Consider the following 21,564-nt stretch of genomic DNA (forward strand, 5'->3'; position numbering starts at 1 on the left):
ACGATCACGCTAGTGACTTCACTGCTGGGCGGGAACCTCCGGGGGGCGCTTGAACATCCGGGTGGCGGTGATCTCGCCGTGGATGGTCGGGCCGTCCGGGTCCTGCGGGGCGGGCAGGCCGGGGCGCAGGTGCTCCTCCACCGAGATGTACTTGAGGCCGGCCCGCAGGTCGGCGTCGTTGCGCAGCCGGATCACCAGCGGGAACTCGGCGAGCGCGGTGGTGTCGAACAGGCCGGTGGTGTAGATCAGCTGGACGCCGAGCGCGTCGGCCACGGCCCGCTGGAGCTCCAGCAGATAGGTGGCGTTGGCGCGGCCGATCGGGTTGTCGAGGAACAGCGTGCCGGCGTGCCGCAGTTGGGACTGGCCGCGGTCGTTGGCGCGCAGCGCGGCCATCGTGCAGTAGAGCGCGATGGCGGCGGTGAGCAGCTGGCCGCCGGAGAAGACGTCGGACATCTGGCCGACGCTCACCCGCTCGGCGCGCAGCACCGCGTCGGGCTTGAGGATCTCGACGCTGACGCCCTTGGGGCCGATCGCGGCGGCGACACCGCGCAGCAGCAGGGACATGCCGTCGCGGCGCAGGTCGCTGTTCTTCCGGACGGCGGCGCGGGTGGCCTCGTCGATGACCTCGCCGAGGCGTTCCACCAAGGTGGCGTGGTCCGGGTCCTCGAAGCGGATCCGCAGGAACTCCTGGCCGGACCACTCCCCCAGGCCCTCGGGCAGCCGGGACAGCCGCTGGGCGGCGCGCAGGGTGGTGAGCGAGGACTCGACCAGTCCGCGCAGCCGGTCCACGATCGAACCGCGGTTCTTCTCCAACTGGGTCAGCTCGTCGGTGAGCACCCGCAGTCGGGGGGCGAAGGCGGCGGCCCAGGCGGCGGCGTGCTCGGGCAGCGCGGAGGCGGGCAGTTCGCGGATCTGCTGGCGCGCGGGGGTGCGGACGGCCTCGTAGCGGGCGGCGTTGGCGTGCCGGACCAGTGCGTCGGAGGCGTCGCGGACGGCGAGTTCGGCCGAGGACAGCTCGCCGACGGCCGTCCGCAGGCCGCGGCGGGCGTCGGTGGAGGCGTTGCGGGCCTCGGGCAGCGAGCCGAGGTAGGGCTCGACCGGCTGGGCGTCCTCCTCCTGCGCCTCGCGCAGGCCGTCGCGCAGCTGGCCGGCCAGGTCGTCGAAGTCGGCGGCGGCGGACTGGGCGGCGTCGAAGGTGCGCTGGAGGTCGGCGTGGGCGGTGCGGGCGGCGTCCACGGCCTCGCGGCACTCGGCGAGCCGGCTGGTGGCGGTGCGCAGCAGGGCCTGGGCGTGCTCGGGGTCGGTGGGCACCAGCTCCTCGGGCAGCTCGGTGTGCGCCTCGCCGTCAGCGGGGGCCGAGCGCTCGGCGTCGCCGCGCAGCCGGCCGAGCTGCTCGCTGGCGGCGGCCGAGCGGGCCTCGATGGTGGCGACCAGTTCCTCGGCGCGGGCGGCGGCGGCCTGGCGGGCCGGGCCGTCGGCGCCGTCGGGGCTGCCGAGGAGTTCCTCGGCGCGGGTGCGGACCTTGTTGGTGAGGCGGTCGAGTTCGGTGGCGGCGGCGGCCTCGTCGCCCTCGGCGCGGGCCTGTTCGGCGCGCAGGTCGGCGCCGACGCCGACCTTCTCGTACAGCTGGGAGGCGGCCCGGTAGGCCTCGCGCAGGGCGGGCAGCGCGGCGGGGGCACTCTGCTCGGCGGGCTCGTCGGCCTGCTCGGCGGCGGGGATCTCGGCGCGTTCGGCGCGCAGCGCGCGGACGGTGCGGCGGGCGTCGTCGGCGGCGCGCTGGGCGGCGCGGCGGTCTTCGTCGCAGGTGCGGGCGCGTTCGGCGCAGACGGCCTGGCGGCGGTCGCACTCGGCGGCGTCCTCGGCCAGTTCGCGCTGGCGGCGGGCCCAGGTGGCGCGCTCGCGCAGCCGGAAGGCGAGGCCGGAGAGGGCGTCGGCGCGGCGCCGGGCGCGCTGGGCGGTCTCCCGGTGCTCCTCGTGGGCGGAGGCCGCGGCGGCGTGGTCGGTCTCGGCCTCGTCGTGGTCGGCGCGCAGGGTGGCCAGGGCGGCGGCGGCCTGCTCGGCGTGCTCGCGGGCGGCCTCGGCGGCGGCGGCGAGTTCGGCCAGGGTGCCGGGCGGGCAGCTGGCGTGCCAGGAGGCGAGGCGGGCGGCGAGGGCGCGGTCGGCGCCGAGGCGGCCGGCGAGTTCGCGGATGTGCTCCTCGCGGGCGGCGGCGCGGGCGCGCAGTTCGCGGCGCTCGCCGTCGGCGGCGGACTCGTCGTGCATGGCCGGGTTCGGCGGCACCAGGAAGAAGGCGGGCTGGTCGGTGATCGGGGCGACCAGCGAGGCGGCGGCACCGACCGCGACGGTGGAGCGCGGCAGCAGGGCGGCGGCCTGGAGGGCCTCGCGGGCGCGCTCCAGCGAGGCCGGGTCGGTGACGACCACGCCGTCGACCAGTTCGGGGCGGGCGGCGAGGATCGCCTCGTGGTCGGCCGGGTCGACGGACTGGGCGAGGTAGCGCCAGCCGGGCAGGGCGGGGATGCCGTGCTCGGCGAGGTACTCGACGGTGGCCAGCACATCGGGGCCGGGTGGCAGCAGGCCGCCGTCACCGAGTGCGGCGAGGATCCGGGAGTCGTCGGCCGCGGCGGTCCGGAGGTCGAACAGGGTGCGCTCGGCGGTGGCGATCGCCTCGTCCAGGAGTTCGCGCAGGTACTCGGCGTTGCGGTCGAGCACGGCGGGGGTGAGGAAGCCGGCGTCCTCCTCGGCACCCTCTTGGTAGGGGGTCAGGGACAGCAGGTCGGCGAGCCGCTGCTCGGTGGCCAGCAGGGCGGCGGTGCGCTGCTCGGCGGCGAGCGCGCGGGCGGCGTCCTTGCGGGCGTCGCCGGCCCGTTCGGCGGCGAGTTCGGCGCGGGAGGTGGCGGCGGCGGCCTCGCGCAGCCGGGCGGCGCAGGCCTCGGCGGTGGTCCGGGCCTGGGTGAGGGCCGCGGCGGCGGCCTGCTCGACGTCGGCGGCGTGCAGGGCGGCGCGGGCCGGGTCCACGTCGCCGTCGGAGTCGATGAAGCCGGCCTCGACGGCGGCCTCGGTCTCCTGCTCGACCTCGGCGAGGCGCTGGCGCAGGTGTTCGGCCTCGCTGCGGGCCTTCTGGGCGGCGGTGGCGGCCTCGGTGGCGGCGGACTGCGCCTTGCCGCCGTCCTCCTGGAGCTCGCTCGCGCGCTGCTCCTCGGTGTCGGCGCGGGTCTCGGCGGCCGTGGCGGCGGCTTCCAGGGCGCGGGCGAGCGCGGTGGCGGCGAGGGCGCGGGCGGCGAGCGCGGGGGCGGCGTCGAGTTCGGCCTCGCGGATGGCGACGGCGACCCGGGCGACCCGGTCGGCGGCGGCGCGCTGGCGCAGCACGGCCTCGGCGGCCTGCCAGGCGGAGTGCAGGGTGCGGGCGTCGGTGAGTTCGCGGCGCAGCGCGGCGGCCTCGGCGGTGGCCGCGGCGAGGCTCAGGGTGGCGTGCCGGTGGGTGAGTTCGTCGGCGATCAGGCTGTGCCGGGTGCGGTCGGCCTCGGCGGCGGTGACGGCGCTCGCGGCGGCGGCGACCTCGATGGCGAGGTCCTGGGCGCGGTCGCGCTCGGCGGCGGCGCGGGAGGTGAGGGCGTGGGCGAGCCGGCGGGCGCGGCGCTCGGCGGTGCGGTGGGCCTCGCGGACGGTCTCGCGGGCGGCGGTGGCCTCGACGATGCGTTCCAGCAGGTCGAGCGAGCCGGCGGTGAAGTCGCGTTCGGCGGTGAGTTCGGCGCGCAGGCCGAGCTTGGCGGCGAAGCCGTGGACGAGGTCGGCCAGGCCGTCGGTGTCCCGGGTGTCGGTGACGGCGCGCAGCAGCAGGTCGGTGAAGTCCTTGTCCTGCTTGACCGCGAAGAGGCCGGCCGCCTCGCCCTCGTCGGCGTTCATCTCGCGCTGGTAGCGGAAGAGTTCGGGGTCGAGGCCGAGTTCGCCGAGGTGTTCGGTCCAGCGGTCGTGGCCGTCCTCGAAGACCAGGTCGAGGTGGGGGTGGGCCTTGCCGGCCTCGGTGAGGGCGTCGCGGAAGCCCTTCATGGTGCGGCGGCGGCCGCGGGCCTTCTGGTCGCCGGCCAGGCTGATCCGTTCGGCGACCGGCAGCGAGTCGAGGGTGAGGCCGGGGCCGGGGCGGAAGGAGTACCAGGTCTCGGCGAACTTGCGCGGGTCGGAGGAGACCTGGCGGCCGCGCCACTCGCTGACCTTGCCGACCACGATGAGTTCGCCGGTGACGGTGTGCTGCCACTCCAGGGCGACGTGGCCGCAGTCGTCGGCGAGCAGGAACTTGCGCAGCACGCCGGAGCTGGCGCCGCCGAGGGTGTTGCGGTGGCCGGGGAGCATCACCGAGAAGATCAGCTTGAGCAGGACGGACTTGCCGCCGCCGTTCTCCAGGAAGAGCACGCCGGCCGGGGCGGGGCGGCGGACCGGGCCGTCGGCGTCCTCGCCGAACAGGCCGATCTGCTGCGGGGCCGGATCGGCGACGGGCTCGCCGACGCCGCGCAGGTCGAGCACCGTGTCGGCGTAGCGGGCGCCGGCCGGTCCGATCGAGTAGAGGCGGACCCGGTTGAGCTCGTACATGTGCGGCGGTTCTCCGTGCGTCTTATGGGGTTGTCAGAGCGATCAGATCGGAGCGATCAGGGCGATCAGTCAGAGCGGTCAGAGCGGTCAGAGCGGTCAGAGCGAGTGGAACGGCAGGCCGGCGTCGGCGACCAGCTCGTCGCCGGTGTCCGGCGGCAGCAGGCTGGCGGTGCCGTCGGAGACCGGGACGATGCCGAGGTCGAGCAGTTCGGCCATCGCGGCGCTGCCGGCCAGGTCGCGGACCTGGAGCTGGTAGCGGGCGGTGGTGCGGTAGGTGCCGCCGGAGTCGTCGGAGACCTTCTGCAGGAAGCCGGAGTCCACCAGGAACATCACGGCCTTGGCCACGATGCCGATGGTGGAACCGGAGAGCCGGCGGGCGTCCTTGGTGGCGCCGGTGGCGGTGCGCCGGGCCCAGACCCGCCAGGCCGCCTCCAGGCCGGGGGCGTCCGAAGCCGGGTCGGTGTTGGCGCCCTCGGCGTCGGCCTGCTCCTCCAGCCGGCGGCAGGCCTGGCGGACGAAGGAGTCGACGCCGTTGACGGTGATCCGGCCGAGGTAGCCGTCGTCGGCGAGGTCCTCGGGGCGGGGGAAGGCCATCGCGGCGACGGCGAGGTGGGCCAGTCCGTGCAGGAAGCGGTCGGTGCTCTCGGAGGCGGCGCGGCGCGAGTAGTCGCCCATCCGGACGGCGAACAGCGACTCCTCGGCGGCGGCGACGGCCATGCCGGCCCGCGGCGAGACCTCCAGGACGACCAGGCCCATGCCGGTGGCGATGGCGTCGGCGAGGCGGGCGAACGGCGGGTCCTCGCGGTGGCGGCGGACGAGTTCGGCGTACTCGGCGTCGCGGGCGGGCAGCAGCTTGGCCTGGAGGCCGAAGGAGACCAGCCGCGCGGCGTCGGCGACGTCGGCCGGGGTGATCGGCGCGGGGGCCGCGGGTTCGGTCTCGGCCGCCCAGGACGTGTCGTGGTGGGTCGTCACGGGCGGTGCTCCTCAGGGGTGTTGCTGCTACGGGATGTCTGGTGGGGCGTCAACGTGGGTGTCCGGCCGGTCAGCCGGCGTCCTTGCGGTCGGCGGCCATGCCGACCGCGTCGAGCAGGGCGCTGCCGACGATCAGGTCGGCGCCGCCGAACTCCCGGTCGCGCAGCGGGGTGCCGTCGTCCACGGCGAACAGCAGCCGCTCCTCGCCCTGGCGGTAGGCGGTGCCGACCGGGGGGCTGGCCGCGTGCACGGCCAGCAGGGCGACCAGGTACGGGAGTTCCGGGTCCTGCCGGCGGGCGTCGGCGAGCAGGCCGGAGAGCCGGCGGGGGGCGTCCGGGGGCAGGTCGAGCAGTTCCTGGGCGGCCTCCAGCTGGGCTTCGGAGAAGCGGCTGTCGTCCGGGGTGGCGACGAGGTCCGGGTCGGGGAGTTCGGCGCCGAGGTGCTCGCGCTCGACCGGCGGGGTGAGCAGCAGGTCGACCAGGTCGGCGACGCGGACCGAGACGGGCGTGCGCAGTCCGGCGCCGCGGGCGAAGAAGGCGCCGGTGGGGCGGACGGCCTGCTCTATCGGCAGCCTCAGCACGGGGGCGAGCAACTGCCCGTAGAGGTCGATGCCGCTGCGGGTGCCGGGGGTGGCGAAGGCCTGGCGGTCCTGCTCGGCGCGGAACAGCGGGCCGGCCTCCAGCAGCCGGGTCTGCAGCTGGGTGTGGCGGCGGATGCAGTCCTTGACGATGTCGACCAGTTCGGCGGCGCGGCGCTTGTGTTCCTGGTCCTCGGCCTCGTCGCGGGCCTTGCGGATGTTGGTGAGAATCGCGTTCTCGTGCCGGTACCGGTCGGCGATGTGGTCCAGCGCCTCGTCGATGAGATCCGGGACGGCCTTCATCCAGTCGACCGCGCGGACGTTGCGGCGGGTGGCGTCGAGGGCGCGGCGCAGCGTCTCGGCGTACTGGACGGTGCGGTAGCGGGCCTGCTCGGCGGCGAGCTGGGCGTCGGCCAGGCGGCCGCGGCGGATCAGCACCTCCAGCTTGACCTCGGCGGCGATCTGGGCCGAGGTGACATCGGTGTCCAGCGCGCCGACCAGGACGTTGACGGCCTCGTCGGTGGTGCGCAGGTAGACGCCGCCGTCGGGGCCGGGGACCTCCTCGATCAGCTTGAAGTCGTAGTCGCGGCGGACGTACTCGCCGTCGGCGCCGAAGGTGCCGTAGACGGCGCGGAAGCCGCGGTCCACGCTGCCGACGTTGATCAGCGACTCCAGCACCCAGCGGGCGACCCGCTCGTGCTCGGGGGCGTGCCGGTGCGGGGCCTGGGCGGCGACCCGGGGCAGCATCCGGGCGAGCACTATGTCGCGGTCGGCCCCGGTGTCGAAGTCCATGTGCAGGGTGACCAGGTCGATCGCGGCGAGGCCGACCTCGGCCATCGCGTAGCCGCCGTACTCGCCGGCCAGGTTGACCTTGCGGTTGTCCAGGTCGTGCAGCGGGGCGGTGCAGGCCAACGCCTTGAGCCGACGGGCCAGGCCTTCGTCGGCGGCGGGGCCGGGCGCGGGCCGCGGGGCGGGCACGGCGGCGCCGGCGGCCGGGCGGAGGCCGGGCTCGGTGGGCGGGTCAGCGATGACGGTCACGGTGGACAAGATTAGAGGTTCGCACCGACATCGACCGAAACGGACCTTGCGGACGGGCCGGACGGCAGGCCGGGTGGCGTGTCGGGGTCGGATTCAGAACGTGGTTTCGACGGGATCGCGCCAATCCCGAACCGGCATTCGAGAAAACCGTGAGGGCGGTGCGCCTGACCGGTGATGATCGTCCCATGATCACCCGACCCGCCATAGCGGGCTTCGCCGCCGCCCTGTCCGTGACCGTCCTCAGCACCGGCGCCGCCGTGGCCGCGCCGGCCGGCCCGCCGTCGACCTCCGCCCAGCACGTCACCGTGTCGCAGAGCGGGAACTACCCCGGCGGCTTCTTCACCTCCGGCACCATGTCGGCGAGCTGGGTCTCCGCCGGCACCGCCGACCTGACCGGCCCGACGCACTTCACCGTCGACCTGCCGCCGGGCGTCACCACCGACGGCGCGATGTTCTACTCCACGCCGTACGACTACACCTTCACCGAGACCCTCTCCCCCGACGGCCGCCACCTGGAGGCCGTGCTCACCGGCACCCGGGTGGTCGGGAAGAGCGAGTTCATGAAGCTCAACCTCCGCACCACGGCCGGGGTGCCGATCGCCGGTGTGATCACGGTGACGGCCGCCAACCCGAACGACACCGACCCCACCGGGCACATCTCGCGGTACGACCTCGGCAGCCAGTCCTACCTGCCGGCGACCGTCCGGGCCGCACCGGCCGTCACCGGCCTCGACACCACCACCGGACCGGGCGCGGGCGGCACCGCGGTGACCGTCAGCGGCAGCAACCTGTCGAGCGGCATGGTGCTGGTCGGCGGCGTCCCGGCCGCGGGCACCTGCACCGACACCGCCTGCACCGTGACCACGCCCGGCGGCTCCGGCAGCGCGCCGGTCAGCGTGGTGACCCCGGGCGGCACAGCGGCGGCGCCGGCCGCCTTCGACTACACCGGCGACCCGCCGCCGGCGCCGCCCGCGCCGGTGGTGAGCAACCTGACCACCAAGAGCGGGCCGGTGGCCGGCGGGACCCAGGTGTACCTCCAGGGCACCGGCCTGACCTACGGCTCGGTCGCCTTCGGCGGGGTGCCGGCCGCGCACGTCTCCTGCGGGCCGTCCTTCTGCTCTGCCACGTCTCCGGCGGGCGCCGCGCCCGGACCGGTGAACGTCACGGTCACCACGGCGGGCGGCACCAGCGCGCCGGTGACGTACACGTACACCGCGTAGCCGGTTCCACCGAGCAGCCCGTTCCACCGAGCAGCCGCTGTTCCACCGATGCCCGGGGCCGTTCAGGTGCCCGGGCACCGGTGTGTCCGGGGCCGACTCGGAGGCCATGTTGAACGCGTTCAAATGCAGGGTCTAGAGTCGCTCTCGCGCAGACGGGACAAGGCCCGCCTGCACATTCGACATGCGCGCGCCCGGCGCGCGCTGGAGGTGTGCGAGATGGACGGCGACCCCGCGGTCATCCTCCGGAAGACCCGGCGCTGGCTCCGGTTCTTCCTGGTCTGCCTGGTGCTGAGCGGCCTGACCGCCTTCCCGCTGGAGACCGAGACCCGCTGGCTGGCCGAGTTCGCCGCGGGCCCGGCCGCCCCGCTGACCGGCCACGTCCCGGCCGTCACCGCCTGGTTCGAGCGGGTCCACACCGGCGTCGCCGAGACCAATCGGAACTACCCGTTCCTGGCCTACGGCACCGACTGGCTGGCCTTCGCCCACCTGGTGATCGGCGCCGCCTTCTGGGGACCGCTCAAGGACCCGGTCCGCAACATCTGGGTGATCCGCTGGGCGGTGCTCGCCTGCGGCGCGGTGATCCCGCTGGCGCTGATCTGCGGGCCGCTGCGCGGGATCCCGCTGGCCTGGCGATTCATCGACATGTCGTTCGGTGTCTTCGGCGTCGTTCCGCTGCTGATCGTGCTGCGGGCGCTGCGTCCGCTGGAACGTTCCTTCCAGGAACGCCTTGCCGCGAACTGAGTCGGCGCTCCCGGGCGCCGCCCCGGGGCGTGTGGGCTTCGCACCCGCGCCGGTGGGCCCGTCGGCCGTCCGGGTCACGGCCGACGGGCTTCCTCGCCAGGCCCTACCATCTGGCTCAACAGCTGCTGGGAGGCGGACGGGCGTGGCCGATGCGGTGATCGATCTCAATGCGGACCTCGGTGAGGGGTTCGGGCGGTGGACCTTGACCGACGACGAGGCCCTGCTGTCCGTGGTGACCAGCGCGAACGTCGCCTGTGGCTTCCACGCCGGGGACCCCTCGACGATGCGCCGGGTCTGCGCACTGGCCGCCGAACGCGGCGTCCGGATCGGCGCCCAGGTCTCCTACCGCGACCTGGCGGGCTTCGGCCGCCGCGCGATGGACGTCCCGCCGGAGGAACTGGCCGACGAGATCGCCTACCAGATCGGCGCCCTCCAGGTCTTCGCCCGCGCGGCCGGCTCCCGGGTCTCCTACGTCAAGCCGCACGGCGCCCTCTACAACCGGGTGGTCACCGACTCCGAGCAGGCCGAGGCCGTGGTGGCCGGCGTGCTGCGGGCGGGCGCCGTCTGCGACGGCCCGCTGCCCGTCCTCGGACTGCCCGGATCCCGGTTGCTCGCCGTCGCCGAGGGCGTCGGCCTGCCGGTGGTCACCGAGGCCTTCGCCGACCGCGCGTACACCTGGGCCGGCACCCTCGTCCCGCGCCGAGAGCCCGACGCGGTGGTGCACGACCCCGGGTCGGTGATCACCCGCGCGGTCGGCATCGCCCGGGACGGCACGGTGGAGGCCGTCGGCGGCGACCGGATCGCCGTCGAGGCCCGCTCACTCTGCGTCCACGGCGACACCCCCGGCGCCGCCCAGCTCGCCTGGCGGATCCGCGGCGCCCTGGCCTCGGCCGGCGTCCGGGTCGAGGCCTTCACATGACGGCGGGCGGGGGCCCCGGCCGGGTGCGGCGGGTGGGCGAGCGGGCGCTGCTGGTCGAGCTGCCGGGCACGGCCGAGGTCGCCGCGCTGTACGGGTGGCTGCGCGAGCGGCAGGCCGCCGGGGAGCTGGGCGGGGTCGACGAGGTCGTCCCCGCCGCCCGCACTGTGCTGCTGGACGGCGTCACGGACGTCCCCGCGCTGGCGGCGCTGCTGCGCACCGCCCGTCCGGCGGCGGCCACCGCGGCGGGCGGGCCGCTGCTGGAGGTCCCCACCGTCTACGACGGCGCCGACCTGACGGAGGTCGCCGCGCTCTGGGGCGTCTCCGCGGAGGCCGCCGTACGGATCCACACCGAGCCCGAGTACGTGGTCGCCTTCTGCGGCTTCGCACCCGGCTTCGGCTACCTCACCGGGCTGCCGCCGCGCTACGAGGTGCCACGCCGGGCCACCCCGCGCAGCGCCGTCCCGACCGGCTCGGTCGCCCTGGCCGGGCGGTACACCGGCGTCTACCCGAGCCCCTCCCCCGGCGGCTGGCAGCTGATCGGGCGGACGGCGCTGGCCCTCTGGGACCCGGCCCGCGAACCGGCGGCGCTGCTGGCGCCGGGGGCGCGGGTGCGGTTCACCGCGGAACGGGCGTAGCCGCGGGCCGACCACCCGGCTACCCGTCCACCCGAACGCCGGGCGGCCGGGACTCCGGAGCGGTTCGCGCCGTTGCGGAAGCGGTGAGGGCCGTTCAGCCGTTCCTCAGCCCGCACCCAGCGCCGCGGCGGCCGCCGCCGCGAAGCCGTCCGGGTTGTCCAGCATGATGTTGTGCCCGCAGTCCGGCACCTCCACCACCCGCACCCCCGCCGCGCGCAGCCCGTCGGTGCCGGCGGGCGCGTCCGCCTCCGGGTGGAGGAAGGTGCGCGGCAGGTCCAGCCCGAGCAGCAGTTCGCGCATGGTCGGCCCGCTCCCCCGGGCGAGGTGCACGGCGCTGCGGTATAGGGCCTCCGGGCCGGCCAGCCGCATGGTGGACCACCAGAACGGGCCGACCCGCTCGGCGACCTCGGCCCGCCCACCCGCCAGGAACTCCGCCTCGGAGTAGGTCGCGATCCCGCCGCTGCCGATCCGCTCGCGGTCGGGCGCGATGGGGTCGAGGTTGGCGTCGACCAGGACCAGCCGCGCGACCAGCCCGGGGTGCCGGTGCGCCAGGACGATCGCGATCGCGCCGCCCATGCTGTGGGCGACCACCTCGACCCGCTCCAGGCCGGCCGCGGCGACGGCGGCGGCGACCGTGTCGGCGTGCGCCTCCAGGGTGTACCCGAAGTCGGCGGGGCGGTCGCTGATCCCGAAGCCGAGGAAGTCGAGCAGCAGCGAGCGGTGCCCGCTGAGCAGTGGATGGGCGGCGGCGGCCGCGAAGTAGACGGGCGAGCTCGCGCCGAGCCCGTGGAGGTAGAGCCGGGCGGGTCCGGCGCCGGGCAGCTCGACCCAGCGGATCCGGTCGCCGTTCGGGGTGACGGGGGTCTCGCGCACGCGCACACGCTCCTGTGTCGGTGGGAAGCTGTCGAGGCCAGACAATACATCGACTTCGAGGTATAACGGAACCGATATACCGATGCTCCGAGACACGGATCCGGAAGAGCTGGAAGAGTGACCCCATGCTGAAGCTCGCGATCCTCGGGTTCCTGTACGACCGGCCGCTGCACGGCTACGAGCTGCGCCGCCACCTCGCCGCCCTCACCGGCCACATCCGCCCGATCAGCGACGGCTCGCTCTACCCCGCGATCAAGCGCCTGGAGGCCGACGGCCTACTGGTCCGCGAGACCGAGCCCGGCAGTGCCGCCGCTCCCCGGCACACCCTGCACCTCACCGCGGCCGGCCGCACCGCCCTGCTCGACCGGCTGCGCGAGCCCGAGCCGCTGGACATCAGCGACGGCAACCGCTGGACCACCGTGGTCTCCTTCCTGCGCCACCTCGACGACCCAGCCGCCCAGGCCGCCGTGCTCCGCCGCCGGCTGGACTTCCTCACCGAGCCCGCCAGCTTCTTCTACGAGGACGACCGCCCGCGCAGCGCCGAGGAGTTCACCGACCCGTTCCGGCGCGGCCTGCTGCTGACCGCCCGCGCCACGACCGAGGCCGAACTCGCCTGGCTGCGCGCCGCCCTGGCCGAACTGGAGGGTCCGCAGGCCGGCTGACGGACCGTCCGGCGGCTGACCGAATGCCGTCCACTCTCCCTTCCCTCCCCGCCCGGCCCGTGCTCCGATGAGGCCCATGGGCAACGACACGCACATGAGCGACGAGCGACGCGAGGGCTACGACGGCACGGGCACCGGCGCGATCACCCCGGACGGCTGCGCGGTCGAGGTGTGGACCCGCCTCCCGGTGGGCGACGCACCGGACGTGATCGAGGCCGCGGTGCCGCCGGGCGCCCGCATCCTCGAACTGGGCTGCGGCGTCGGCCGGATGACCCACCCGCTGGTCGAACGCGGCTTCGCCGTGACGGCCGTGGACGAGTCCGCCGAGATGCTGGCCCGGGTCCGGTCGGACGTCCGCACGGTGTGCAGCCCGATCGAGCGGCTGGACCTCGGCGAGCGCTTCGACGTCGTCATGCTCGCCTCCTTCCTGGTTCACGCCGGCGACCCGGCGGTCCGCCAGGGCCTGCTGGAGACCTGCCGCCGCCACGTCGCCGAGGACGGCTGCGTGCTGGTGCAGCGCGAGGGCGAGGACTGGCACCGCAACGTGCCGCGGGAGAGCCGGATCGCCGGGACGGAGGGGGTGGCCCGGATCCTGTCCGCGACACCGGTCGGTACCGGGGTGAATTCGGTCCACGCCGAGTACGTCTTCCCGGACGGCGTCTGGACCCAGACCTTCCTGTCCCGTCCGCTCACCGCGGCGGCCTTCGAACAGGCCCTGGCAGAGGCCAGTCTGCGGGTCGAGGAGTACCTCACGGAGGACCGCACCTGGGTCCGGGCCCGGCCGGCCGACTAGAACCGGTCCGCGCGGACGGGACGGCCCAGGTGCGCAAAGCACGGCTAAAGGGTGAACAAAGAGTTGTCACCTTCACCCCGTACCATCGGCCGCGCGCCGGGCCCGTGCGCGGCCGCGGGCCGCGCGGGTCGCGGTCGTCCGCACGCCCGCTCCGACCCGCAAGGACCCGCCCATGCCGCACCAGCACCACACCCGCCTGATACCCCTGGCGGGTGTTCGGTGATCGACTGGTTCCACGGGGCCGTTCTCGGCCTGATCCAGGGGCTCACCGAGTTCCTGCCCGTCTCCTCCAGCGCCCATCTGCGGGTGTTCTCCGCCCTGTTGGGATGGGACGACCCGGGGGCGGCGTTCACCGCCGTCACCCAGCTCGGCACCGAGGCCGCGGTGCTGATCTACTTCCGCCGGGACATCGCCTCGATCGTCCGGACCTGGGTGCTGTCGCTGTTCCGCCCGGCGCTGCGCTCCCATCCGGACGCCCGGATGGGCTGGTTCGTGATCATCGGCACCCTGCCGATCGGCATCCTCGGCAAGCTGTTCCAGGACTCCATCGAGACCCATCTGCGCGATCTGCGGATCATCGGCACCACGCTGATCGTCTTCGGTCTGGTGCTGGCCCTCGCCGACCGCACCCGGGCCGTCCGCCACGCCCGTCCGATCACCGACCTGACCCTGCCGCACGCGGCCGCCTACGGCTTCGCCCAGGCGCTGGCGCTGATCCCGGGCGTCTCCCGCTCCGGCGGCACGATCAGCGCGGGCCTGCTGCTCGGCTACAGCCGGGAGGCGGCGGCCCGGTACTCGTTCCTGCTCGCGATCCCGGCGGTGCTCGCCTCCGGGACGCTGGAACTGTTCAAGATCGGCGAGGGCCCCGCCCCGGCCTGGGGGCCGACGATCCTGGCCACCCTGATCGCCTTCGCGGTCGGCTACGCGGCGATCGCCTGGTTCCTCAAGTACATCTCGAACAACAGTTTCCTCCCGTTCGTGGTGTACCGGGTGCTGCTCGGCGTGCTGATCATCGGTCTGGTGGCAGGCGGCGTGCTGGCCCCGGACGCGGGCCCGGTCAAGTAGAACCGCGTTCCACCAAGCCCTCGACCGAAAACCGAAAGCAGCGGGCACCGACGCACAGCAGCGGGCACCGACGCAAAAGCAGTGGGCCGGGACACCGTCGAGGTGTCCCGGCCCACCGAAGGTCGGATCCCGTACCTAGCGCCCGAACTCCCGGGCGGCGGTCAGTCGGCCGCGTACGGCGGCGTGGACCTCGGCCTCCTCGGCCGGGTCCGCGGCGAGCCTTCGCAGCCGCTCCAGCACACGCGCGTCGCCGGTGGTGGCGACATGGCGCGCGGCGAGCTCGCGCGTGGACTCCTCGCAGTCCCAGAGGCACTCGACGGCGGGCCCCTCGGGGAAGTGCACATCGGTGGCGGCGAGCGCCCGGGCGGCGCGGCCGCGCAGTTCGGAGGAGCCGGCCTCGCCGTAGATGTGGCGCAGGACCGGGACGGCGTCGGCGGCGGCCAGCCGCCCCGCACCGTCGACCAGCGATCCCAGCCCGGTACCGCTGACCCCGCGCACCGAGATCCAGCGGCGCAGTCCGGCGACCACCAGCGGCGCGTCGGCCGGCTCCCCGGCGTCGGCGAGCAGCCGCACCGCGGTCTCGCCGAGCGCGCTGTCGGCTCCCCCGCTGGCCGGGTCGGCCCAGCGGCGGGCCTGCGCCAGCACCTCGGGGCCGCGCATCCGTCCGAGCAGCTCCAGAGCTGCCCGGACGATCCGGTCGTCCACGTCAGCTGCGGCGGCCTCGATCAGCTCGATGGCGGCCGGGTCGCGCTGGTCCACCAGGTAGCGCAGGGCGGCCCGCCGGGCGCCGGGCAGGCCGTCGCGGGCGGCCTCCAGCAGGACGGGGCGGTCCTCGGGCCGGACCACGGCGGTCAGACAGCGGGCGGCCGCGGCGGCGCGGCGGTCCACGGCGTCGGGGCCCGAGCGGTCCTCGTCGGCGCGCACCGGCTCGGGCCGGCCCAGGAAGGCGGCGGCGCCGAGGTCGCCCAGACTGCCCTGGTCGGCCCAGGCCAGCACGTCGGCGGTGGACCAGCCGGGGGTGACGCCGCCGCGGTTGAGCTGGCGCTGCCACAGGTCGAAGGGGGACTGCTCGCTGGCCGCGGCCACTCGCGGGTGGTAGGCCGCCCAGAGCCGCCAGGGCCGGGGCTCGTAGGCGTTGCGGATGAACTCACGCAGCTCGGCGTCGCCCTCGGGGCCCGGTGCGAAGCGGTCCAGCACGGCGGTGCCGAGCAGCAGCAGGCCGCGGTCGTCGTCGCGCAGGGCGAGTTCGTCCAGGGCCCAGGCCCAGTTGGCGCCGGTGGCGGCGTACTCGCGCAGCATCAGCAGCGCGTCGCGCCGGCCGTACGCGGCGAGGTGTCCCAGGACGGAGAGAGCGAGGCCGGTGCGGCTCTCGTCATCGCTGACGAGGTCCTCGGCGGAGTGGAGGTGGTCCTCGATGCCGTCGAGGGGGGCCTCCAGCTCCATGTAGAGGCGGGCGTAGTAGAGGGAGCGGCTCTCGACCTGCCAGTCGGCCCGCGGATCCCTGGTGACGCATTCCTCCAGCGCGGCGATGGCCTCGGCACGGTCGGCGGCCAGCGCGTGGAGCTGCCCGTCACCACGGCCTCGCTGAAGGAGGCCTAGGAGGCTGGCACTAGGTGCTATCACTGGCTCGAACATGAGGTCAGCATCCGTTGCGGCGGTCGTAGTGGCAACGGGATTTCCGTCGCCGGGGTCTCTGGTCGGTACTGCGGTGGGCGCCCGGGCGCCGGAATCACCGAAGGTTACCGCCTCGGACCCGCTTCCGCACACAGGGCGACGAAGGCGGCTGCCACAGTGGCATATGCCAGGGGAATTTTGCCTGCGTTCTGTCCAAATCGCCCACACCGGTGAGAACGCTGTGCGACAGTCTTCTCACCACCCCGACGCCCCGCACACGGCGGGCCACACTCAGCGATGGACCCGTCATGAACATGCCCTTAGGCACCGCCCGCCCGCCGGACACCGCCACGGTGGACGGCGCCCCGGCGGGCGCGGACGGCTCCGGTACGGAGCGCGCCGCCGGCCCCACGGGCAGGGCGGACCGCACCCGCGGCGCAGCGGGCGACGGTGCCGCAGACGGCTCCGACCGCGGAACGGACGGCAGAGTGGACGGCACGGCGCAGGAACCGTCCGGCCCCTACCTCGGCAACGGAGACACCGACGGCACGGCCGGCGACGGACTCGTCGGCTCGGCCGAGTGGGACTTGCTGACCGACGGCGTCCGCTGGGACGCCGAGACCTACCTCCTCCTCGGCTGCGACCCGGGCCACGGCCCGCTCAGCCTCGACCGGCTGCCCGACCGCCTCCCCGAGGCGGACCGGCCGCTGCTGCGCCGGATGATGACCGACGCCCTGGTGCACGGCCGCCCGGCCGCCGGCACCCTGCGGATCCGCCGCCCCTGCGGACGGCACGACGACGTCGAGTGCGCGGGCGAACCCGTGCTCGGCACGGACGGGACCGTCACCGCGCTGCGCATGCTGCTCCGGCGGGCCTGAATCCGGATCCCCATCCGCGTACCACCGGCCGAGAACCGCCCGGCCGGCCACTTCCCGGCCGACTCTGGCCCGACCATCTCGGCCCGACCGTCTCCCGACCGGCCGACTCCCGACCGGCCGACTCCCGACCGGCCACCCGTCTCACGACCGCCGCGGCCGGTTCTTGGCGTCCGCCGCCCGCAGCTCCCGGCCGAGCTCCGCCCGCAGCTCGTCCACCACCGGCAGCCCCCGGTAGCGGGCGGTCAGCCGGTACATCTCGCGCAGCCGGTCCCAGGTCCGGTGCGAGGAGTTCTGGCCGATCAGGTTCATCACCATCTTGGCCTGGAACTCCGCCGCGTCCGGCTCGCCGGTGATCCAGTGCACCGAGGCCAGGGTGATCCGGTCGAACAGCGCCGAGCGCAGCTGCCCGGTCCCCTCCCGGAGGGCGATCACCCGCTCCGCGTGCCGCCGCGCCTGCGGGGCCGCCGCCGGGTCGTGCTCGGCCAGGGTGCGCAGCACCAGGGCCTGCATGCCGCGCAGTTCGGCCTCGTCGAACACCTGCATCCAGGACGGCGGCGGCTCCGGCGCGTCCTCGGTGAACAGTTCCTCCGCCTCGCCGAGCAGCCGGTAGGTGTCCTGGGAGTGCCCGATCGAGGCGCGCGCCCAGGCCTCCACGGTGTTGAACATCGCCCGCGTTCTGGGCATCAGCAGGCCGCCGCCCGCCTTGGCCGCCGACATCAGCTCGATCGCCTCGTCGGCCCGGCCCAGGTGCACCATCTGCCGGGCGGCCCGGGAGATCGCCTCCCCGGCCCGCGGGCGGTCGCCGGCCTCCTTGGCCGCCTCGGCCGCCATCATGAAGTACTTCTGGGCGGTGGGCTCCAGGCCCACGTCGTGCGACATCCAGCCGGCCAGCACCGACAGGTTGGCCGCGACCAGCCACAGCCGCTGCTCCACCGCCGGCGCGTGGCGGTGCGTCAACAGTCCGCCGACCTCGTTGAGTTGGCCGACCACCGCCTTGCGCTGCAGCCCGCCACCGCGGGCCGCGTCCCAGGCCCGGAACACCTGCACCGAGCGCTCCAGCGACTCCACCTCGTCGAGCCCCACCGGGCCCGCGTCGTACACGTCGACCACCGGGCGCGCGGCGCTCCCGGTGACCAGCTGGCGCGGTCCGGGCACCGAGGCCGCGTACGCGACCGCGTCCCCGCCCAACCAGCCCTTCAGCGAGTCGGCGACGACCGCCCCGGCCGTGAGCGCGGCTCCGGCGCCCACCAATCCACGTCGGTTCAGCATGAGGTCCATTCCCGTGAACTCGGTGAGGACCGCGGCTGTTCGATCCGGCGACCACGGGACTGCTGCGGACGGCTCCGCTCCGGACCTGGTGGGCCGGTGTCGTTCCAGACCGAGGTCCTCAGTGGTGACGACACGTCCGAGCCGCTCCGTGAACACGGCTGCCAGCACCCTCGGCACCGGATCGCGCGGGATCTCCCCCTGCTCGATCCACCGCCGTACCCTCGACGTGTCGGTGGACAGCTGCTGCTGCCCCAGCGCGGCACCCCGACGGTTGACCAGCCGGGCCAGTTCGCCCTTGGACCATCCGGTCAGGACGAACAGATCGGCGAGTCGGGTGTTGGGTTCCCTGCTCAAATGAAGCCCCCAGGTTCCTCGGCACCTCCGAGGCTAGAGGCTCGGGCAAGTGCCAGGCGAGCATTCGCCACCGTTCGCCAGGGCCCGCCAGACTACTAAGCCAGTGCCCGACGGGTGTGTTGTAGGGATGCGCCACCTCGCCCCTCGGGTCGGGCGGCGTCCCACCAGCGTCGGGGCACTCCCCCGACCGTGGCACGGGGCGCTCCCGGTCTTCACCCGAGGGGGTGGCGCGGCCGGGTGGCGCGGGGGCGCCGGGCACGGCCACGGCAGTCCGGCCGACCGCATTCCCCAGGGTGCGGACGGCCGGAGCACCGCCGAACAGGGGTTCCGGCCCCGCGTCCGTGCCCGGCGCCCGCGCACCACCCACCGACCGAACCAGGGCCGCCGTCACGCCAGGAAGCACACGGCACCAGCCCTCCCCGCCCCCGCGGGGCGAACCCGCAGACGGACCGGAAGGGACCCCCCTCAGCCCATGTACTCCTCAGCGACGACCCCCACGCCGACCGCGAACCGGACCGCGCTGCGCCCCCCCAACGCGGCCGCCGGCCGTCCGGGGCCCAAGCAGCTGCCCCCGGCGAGCCGGCCGGTGGCTCCGCGCGGCACCGAGGGCCGGTCCGCCGACGCCCGGGTGCCGTCCGGCCGCACGGCGCTGGGGCTGCGCGCCCCCGAGGCCGCCCCGCCGGCCCTCCCGCCGGCCGGCCACCGCCTCCCGCTGGCCCGGCAGGCCGACGGGCAGGTGCTGCGCGCCCGGCGGCCCGGCCAGCCGGTCGGGCCGGAGCGGATCGACCCGTCGGCGCTGCAGACCCCGGCGGTACGGGCCGCGCTCGGGAGCGTCGCGCGGATATGTCCGGCGTTCACCCCGCGCCAGGTCCTGCGCGAGGGCAGCCGCCACATCCTGGTGGCGGGCACCATCGGGCGGGCACCGGTGGTCGCCAAGTGCCTGGCGCCGCAGGCGGTGCGGAGTGAGTACTTCGAGCAGCTGGTGGGCGACTTCCACCACGAGGTCTCGGTCTACCGGGCGTTCGTCCGGCACCGCCCGCCGGTGCGGCTGCCCCGGCTGGTCGCGGCCGACCACGACCGCTGCGTGCTCGTCATGGAGCGCGTCCCCGGCCGCCCGGCCGCCCGGGAGCGCCACCCGGTCAACGCGCCCACCCCGGGCGAAGTGCGGGCGCTGCTCAACGCCGTCCGGACGCTGAACCTCTGGCGGCCGCCGAGCGACGTCTTCCAGCCGCGCCTGGACTACCAGTTGGAGATCGCCCGCTACCACTCGGTGGGCCAGCTCACCGACCGGGACGCCGGCGACCTGCGCGGCCTGCTGCACGGCCTGGGCACCACCCCGCTGCAGCTGTGCCACGGCGACGCCCTGCTCAGCAACATGCTGCTGGCGCCCTCCGGCCCGGTGCTGGTGGACTGGGAGCAGGCCGGCTGGTACCTGCCGGGCTACGACCTGGCGGTGCTGTGGAGCGTGCTCTCCGGCGACACCGCCGCCCGCCGCCAGATCAGCCAACTCGCCCAGAGCGGCGGCACGCTGGCCCGGGACGCGTTCCTGGTGAACCTGGTGCTGGTGCTGATGCGGGAGATCCGGCTGTACGACGTGCCGGGCGCCGGCGAGGAGCAGCGGATCATGATCCGCCGGCTCTACGACGACGCCGCGCTGGCCCGCCGGGCGGTCCGGGCCGCGGTCGGCACCCGCTGACCCGCCCCGGGCCTCCCGGCCCACCGGCTCACGGCCGGGCGCCGCGCTCCAGGGCGGCCCGGCCGGCGGCGTCCAGGACGCCCTCCTCGGGCGCCAGGTGCACCCGGCTGCTGAGCACGTCCCGCAGGTAGCGCTCCAGCGGGTGACGCCGGCTCAGCCCCGGGTTGCCGGTGAGCGCGACGGCCTGCTGGACGGCCGCGGTGGCGGCCCGGGTGGCCAGCACGTGGGCCGGCCCGGTCCGGGCCACGGCGTCCGGCTCGCCCCGGTCCACCCGGGGCGCCAGGCCGTGCAGCAGTTCCTCGGCGCCGATCAGTTGGGCGTCGATCTCGCCGAGGGCGCAGCGGTAGCGCGGCAGGGTGCCGAGCGGCTCGGTCAGATTGGCCGGAGTTCGCTGCTTCAGGAAGCGGACCAGCCAGGCCTCGGCGGCCCGGGCGACCCCGACCGCCACCGCGGCGAGGGCCAGGTCCTGCCAGGCGCGGGCGAGTTCGGTCTCCGCGGCGTCGGCTTGGCCGGGCGTGCGGAGACCGAGCCCGAGTTCGAGCGGGACCCGCACCGCGTCGAGCACGACGTCGTGGCTGGCGCTGGCCCGCAGGCCGAGCTGGTCCCAGGTCGGGTCGATCTCCAGGCCCTCGCTCTCGCCGCGGACCAGGAACGTCCCGATCCGGGGCTCGGGTTCGTCGGTCCGCGCGGTGACGGCCATCCAGGCCAGCGCCTCGGCGCCGGTGCAGTACGTCTTCCGGCCGGTGAGCAGCCAGCCCTCGTCGTCCCGCCGGGCCACCGTCCCGGGCAGGTCGTCCGGTCGGCCACCGGGCTCCGCCCGCAGCGTGTTGACCAGCGCCGGTCCGCGCCGGGACTCGGTGAGCAGCCGGCGGTAGCCGGCCGTCGGCCAGCCGGCGCGGCGGGCCTGTTCGGCGTGCTGGAGCAGGGTGAAGGCGGTGACCACGGCCACCGAGGCGTCCCCGCGGCCGAGTTGGGCCAGCACCCGGACGGTGTCGGCGAGGGTGCCGCCCGGTCCGCCGTAGCGCTGGGAGACGGTCAGGGTGAGCAGCCCGGCCTCGTGGACGGCCTCGATGCCCTGGTACGGGAAGGTCGCGTCGCGGTCGTGCTCCTCGGCGCGGGCGGCGAGCAGGTCGACCACCCGGGGCAGACCGGCCAGGGCGGCCTCGACCGCCGGGCGTTCGGGCAGGGGCGGCACGGGCGTCACCGGCGCCGCGGGAGGGGTGGGCGCCGCGGGCCGCGCGGGCCGTACGGGGGTCGCCGGGCGCGCGGGCGGCGCGGGCGGCGCGGGATGGCCGGAATCCGTCGCTTCGGTTCGAGGACGATCATTCGGTGAACGATCGTTTGCGGCGATGGTCGTCATGGTGCTGGTGCCTCCGGGCGGCAGCATGGGCTCAGCGGGTGTGGACGGCGCGCCGCGGGGGCGCGCGGAACCGGCCGGCGGCCCCGGAGGCCGGCCCACGACCCTCCCCCGGATTCGGCGCCGACCCGGTCCGGTCGGCCGCCCGCCGCCACGGGGGCGAGATCCCCCCTCAGTGGCCCGGACACACCGCGCTGGCGGTCCGGCACAGGTCCAGATGCCTGCGACGGGTCAACAGCGGGAGACGGCACGGCATGTTCGCGACTGTACGAACCGGTGATCGATACCGTCAAGCAGTGTCCGCGCCCCGGGTGGGC

17 protein-coding genes are annotated in these 21,564 nt (G+C 75.2%); 9 read left to right on the plus strand and 8 right to left on the minus strand.

The genetic code is table 11. The features are described from left to right. Nucleotides 1–18: 18 nt before the first annotated feature. The 3 genes from ACZ47G_RS36100 to ACZ47G_RS36110 form a co-directional block, all read right to left on the minus strand. Entirely contained in the window at nucleotides 19–4,584 is a 4,566-nt protein-coding gene (locus ACZ47G_RS36100; protein WP_465750148.1) for a hypothetical protein, read from the minus strand. Nucleotides 4,585–4,680: 96 nt separating this feature from the next. Beyond that, entirely contained in the window at nucleotides 4,681–5,556 is an 876-nt protein-coding gene (locus tag ACZ47G_RS36105) for a hypothetical protein (protein WP_465750150.1), read from the minus strand. Nucleotides 5,557–5,626: 70 nt separating this feature from the next. Beyond that, on the minus strand, nucleotides 5,627–7,111 hold the full coding sequence (locus ACZ47G_RS36110; protein WP_465750241.1) for a hypothetical protein: 1,485 nt from the start codon (nucleotides 7,109–7,111) through the stop codon (nucleotides 5,627–5,629). A 245-nt stretch (nucleotides 7,112–7,356) separates the two neighbouring features. Between ACZ47G_RS36110 and ACZ47G_RS36115 the strand changes: the two genes are divergently transcribed. From ACZ47G_RS36115 to pxpB, 4 genes are all read left to right on the plus strand, one after another. Further along, nucleotides 7,357–8,391 carry an IPT/TIG domain-containing protein gene (locus tag ACZ47G_RS36115; protein ID WP_465750152.1) on the plus strand — a complete coding sequence of 345 codons (1,035 nt, stop codon included), beginning with the start codon at nucleotides 7,357–7,359 and terminating at the stop codon, nucleotides 8,389–8,391. Nucleotides 8,392–8,607: 216 nt separating this feature from the next. Then, a complete protein-coding gene (locus ACZ47G_RS36120) occupies nucleotides 8,608–9,132 on the plus strand; it encodes a hypothetical protein (protein ID WP_465750154.1) in 525 nt (174 codons plus the stop codon). Nucleotides 9,133–9,274: 142 nt separating this feature from the next. Continuing rightward, complete coding sequence (locus ACZ47G_RS36125) at nucleotides 9,275–10,051, plus strand: LamB/YcsF family protein (RefSeq protein ID WP_465750156.1); 777 nt, start codon at nucleotides 9,275–9,277, stop codon at nucleotides 10,049–10,051. Beyond that, a complete protein-coding gene (gene pxpB / locus ACZ47G_RS36130) occupies nucleotides 10,048–10,686 on the plus strand; it encodes a 5-oxoprolinase subunit PxpB (protein WP_465750158.1) in 639 nt (212 codons plus the stop codon). Before ACZ47G_RS36125 ends, pxpB begins: the two co-directional genes overlap by 4 nt. Before the next feature lie 105 nt (nucleotides 10,687–10,791). Here the strand turns inward: pxpB and ACZ47G_RS36135 are convergent, their stop codons facing one another. After that, a complete protein-coding gene (locus tag ACZ47G_RS36135; RefSeq protein ID WP_465750160.1) occupies nucleotides 10,792–11,559 on the minus strand; it encodes an alpha/beta fold hydrolase in 768 nt (255 codons plus the stop codon). Between the two features lie 125 nt (nucleotides 11,560–11,684). Between ACZ47G_RS36135 and ACZ47G_RS36140 the strand changes: the two genes are divergently transcribed. From ACZ47G_RS36140 to ACZ47G_RS36150, 3 genes are all read left to right on the plus strand, one after another. Beyond that, nucleotides 11,685–12,221 carry a PadR family transcriptional regulator gene (locus ACZ47G_RS36140; RefSeq protein ID WP_465750162.1) on the plus strand — a complete coding sequence of 179 codons (537 nt, stop codon included), beginning with the start codon at nucleotides 11,685–11,687 and terminating at the stop codon, nucleotides 12,219–12,221. Nucleotides 12,222–12,315: 94 nt separating this feature from the next. Further along, nucleotides 12,316–13,014, plus strand: a complete 699-nt coding sequence (locus ACZ47G_RS36145) for a class I SAM-dependent methyltransferase (protein WP_465750243.1) — start codon at nucleotides 12,316–12,318, stop codon at nucleotides 13,012–13,014. Nucleotides 13,015–13,236: 222 nt separating this feature from the next. Next, a complete protein-coding gene (locus tag ACZ47G_RS36150) occupies nucleotides 13,237–14,079 on the plus strand; it encodes an undecaprenyl-diphosphate phosphatase (protein WP_465750245.1) in 843 nt (280 codons plus the stop codon). Between the two features lie 135 nt (nucleotides 14,080–14,214). Here ACZ47G_RS36150 and ACZ47G_RS36155 read toward each other — a convergent pair whose 3' ends face one another. Then, a complete protein-coding gene (locus tag ACZ47G_RS36155) occupies nucleotides 14,215–15,714 on the minus strand; it encodes a HEAT repeat domain-containing protein (protein WP_465750164.1) in 1,500 nt (499 codons plus the stop codon). Nucleotides 15,715–16,001: 287 nt separating this feature from the next. Between ACZ47G_RS36155 and ACZ47G_RS36160 the strand changes: the two genes are divergently transcribed. Further along, nucleotides 16,002–16,571, plus strand: coding sequence for a hypothetical protein (locus tag ACZ47G_RS36160; protein ID WP_465750166.1), 570 nt, complete (start codon nucleotides 16,002–16,004; stop codon nucleotides 16,569–16,571). Between the two features lie 141 nt (nucleotides 16,572–16,712). On the opposite strand, the gene ACZ47G_RS36165 is transcribed toward ACZ47G_RS36160, so the two are convergent. Continuing rightward, nucleotides 16,713–18,194, minus strand: a complete 1,482-nt coding sequence (locus tag ACZ47G_RS36165; protein ID WP_465750168.1) for a DNA-binding protein NsdB — start codon at nucleotides 18,192–18,194, stop codon at nucleotides 16,713–16,715. Between the two features lie 472 nt (nucleotides 18,195–18,666). On the opposite strand from ACZ47G_RS36165, the gene ACZ47G_RS36170 reads away from it, so the two are divergent. Further along, nucleotides 18,667–19,890 (plus strand): aminoglycoside phosphotransferase family protein, encoded by a 1,224-nt coding sequence (locus tag ACZ47G_RS36170; RefSeq protein ID WP_465750170.1) that lies wholly within the window; start codon nucleotides 18,667–18,669, stop codon nucleotides 19,888–19,890. A gap of 28 nt (nucleotides 19,891–19,918) precedes the next feature. Here ACZ47G_RS36170 and ACZ47G_RS36175 read toward each other — a convergent pair whose 3' ends face one another. Both ACZ47G_RS36175 and ACZ47G_RS36180 read right to left on the minus strand, forming a co-directional pair. Then, complete coding sequence (locus ACZ47G_RS36175) at nucleotides 19,919–21,085, minus strand: acyl-CoA dehydrogenase family protein (protein WP_465750172.1); 1,167 nt, start codon at nucleotides 21,083–21,085, stop codon at nucleotides 19,919–19,921. Nucleotides 21,086–21,419: 334 nt separating this feature from the next. Continuing rightward, nucleotides 21,420–21,503 (minus strand): putative leader peptide, encoded by an 84-nt coding sequence (locus ACZ47G_RS36180; protein WP_363440578.1) that lies wholly within the window; start codon nucleotides 21,501–21,503, stop codon nucleotides 21,420–21,422. Between the last annotated feature and the right edge of the window lie 61 nt (nucleotides 21,504–21,564).

The organism is Kitasatospora sp. NPDC030952, assembly GCF_055571335.1.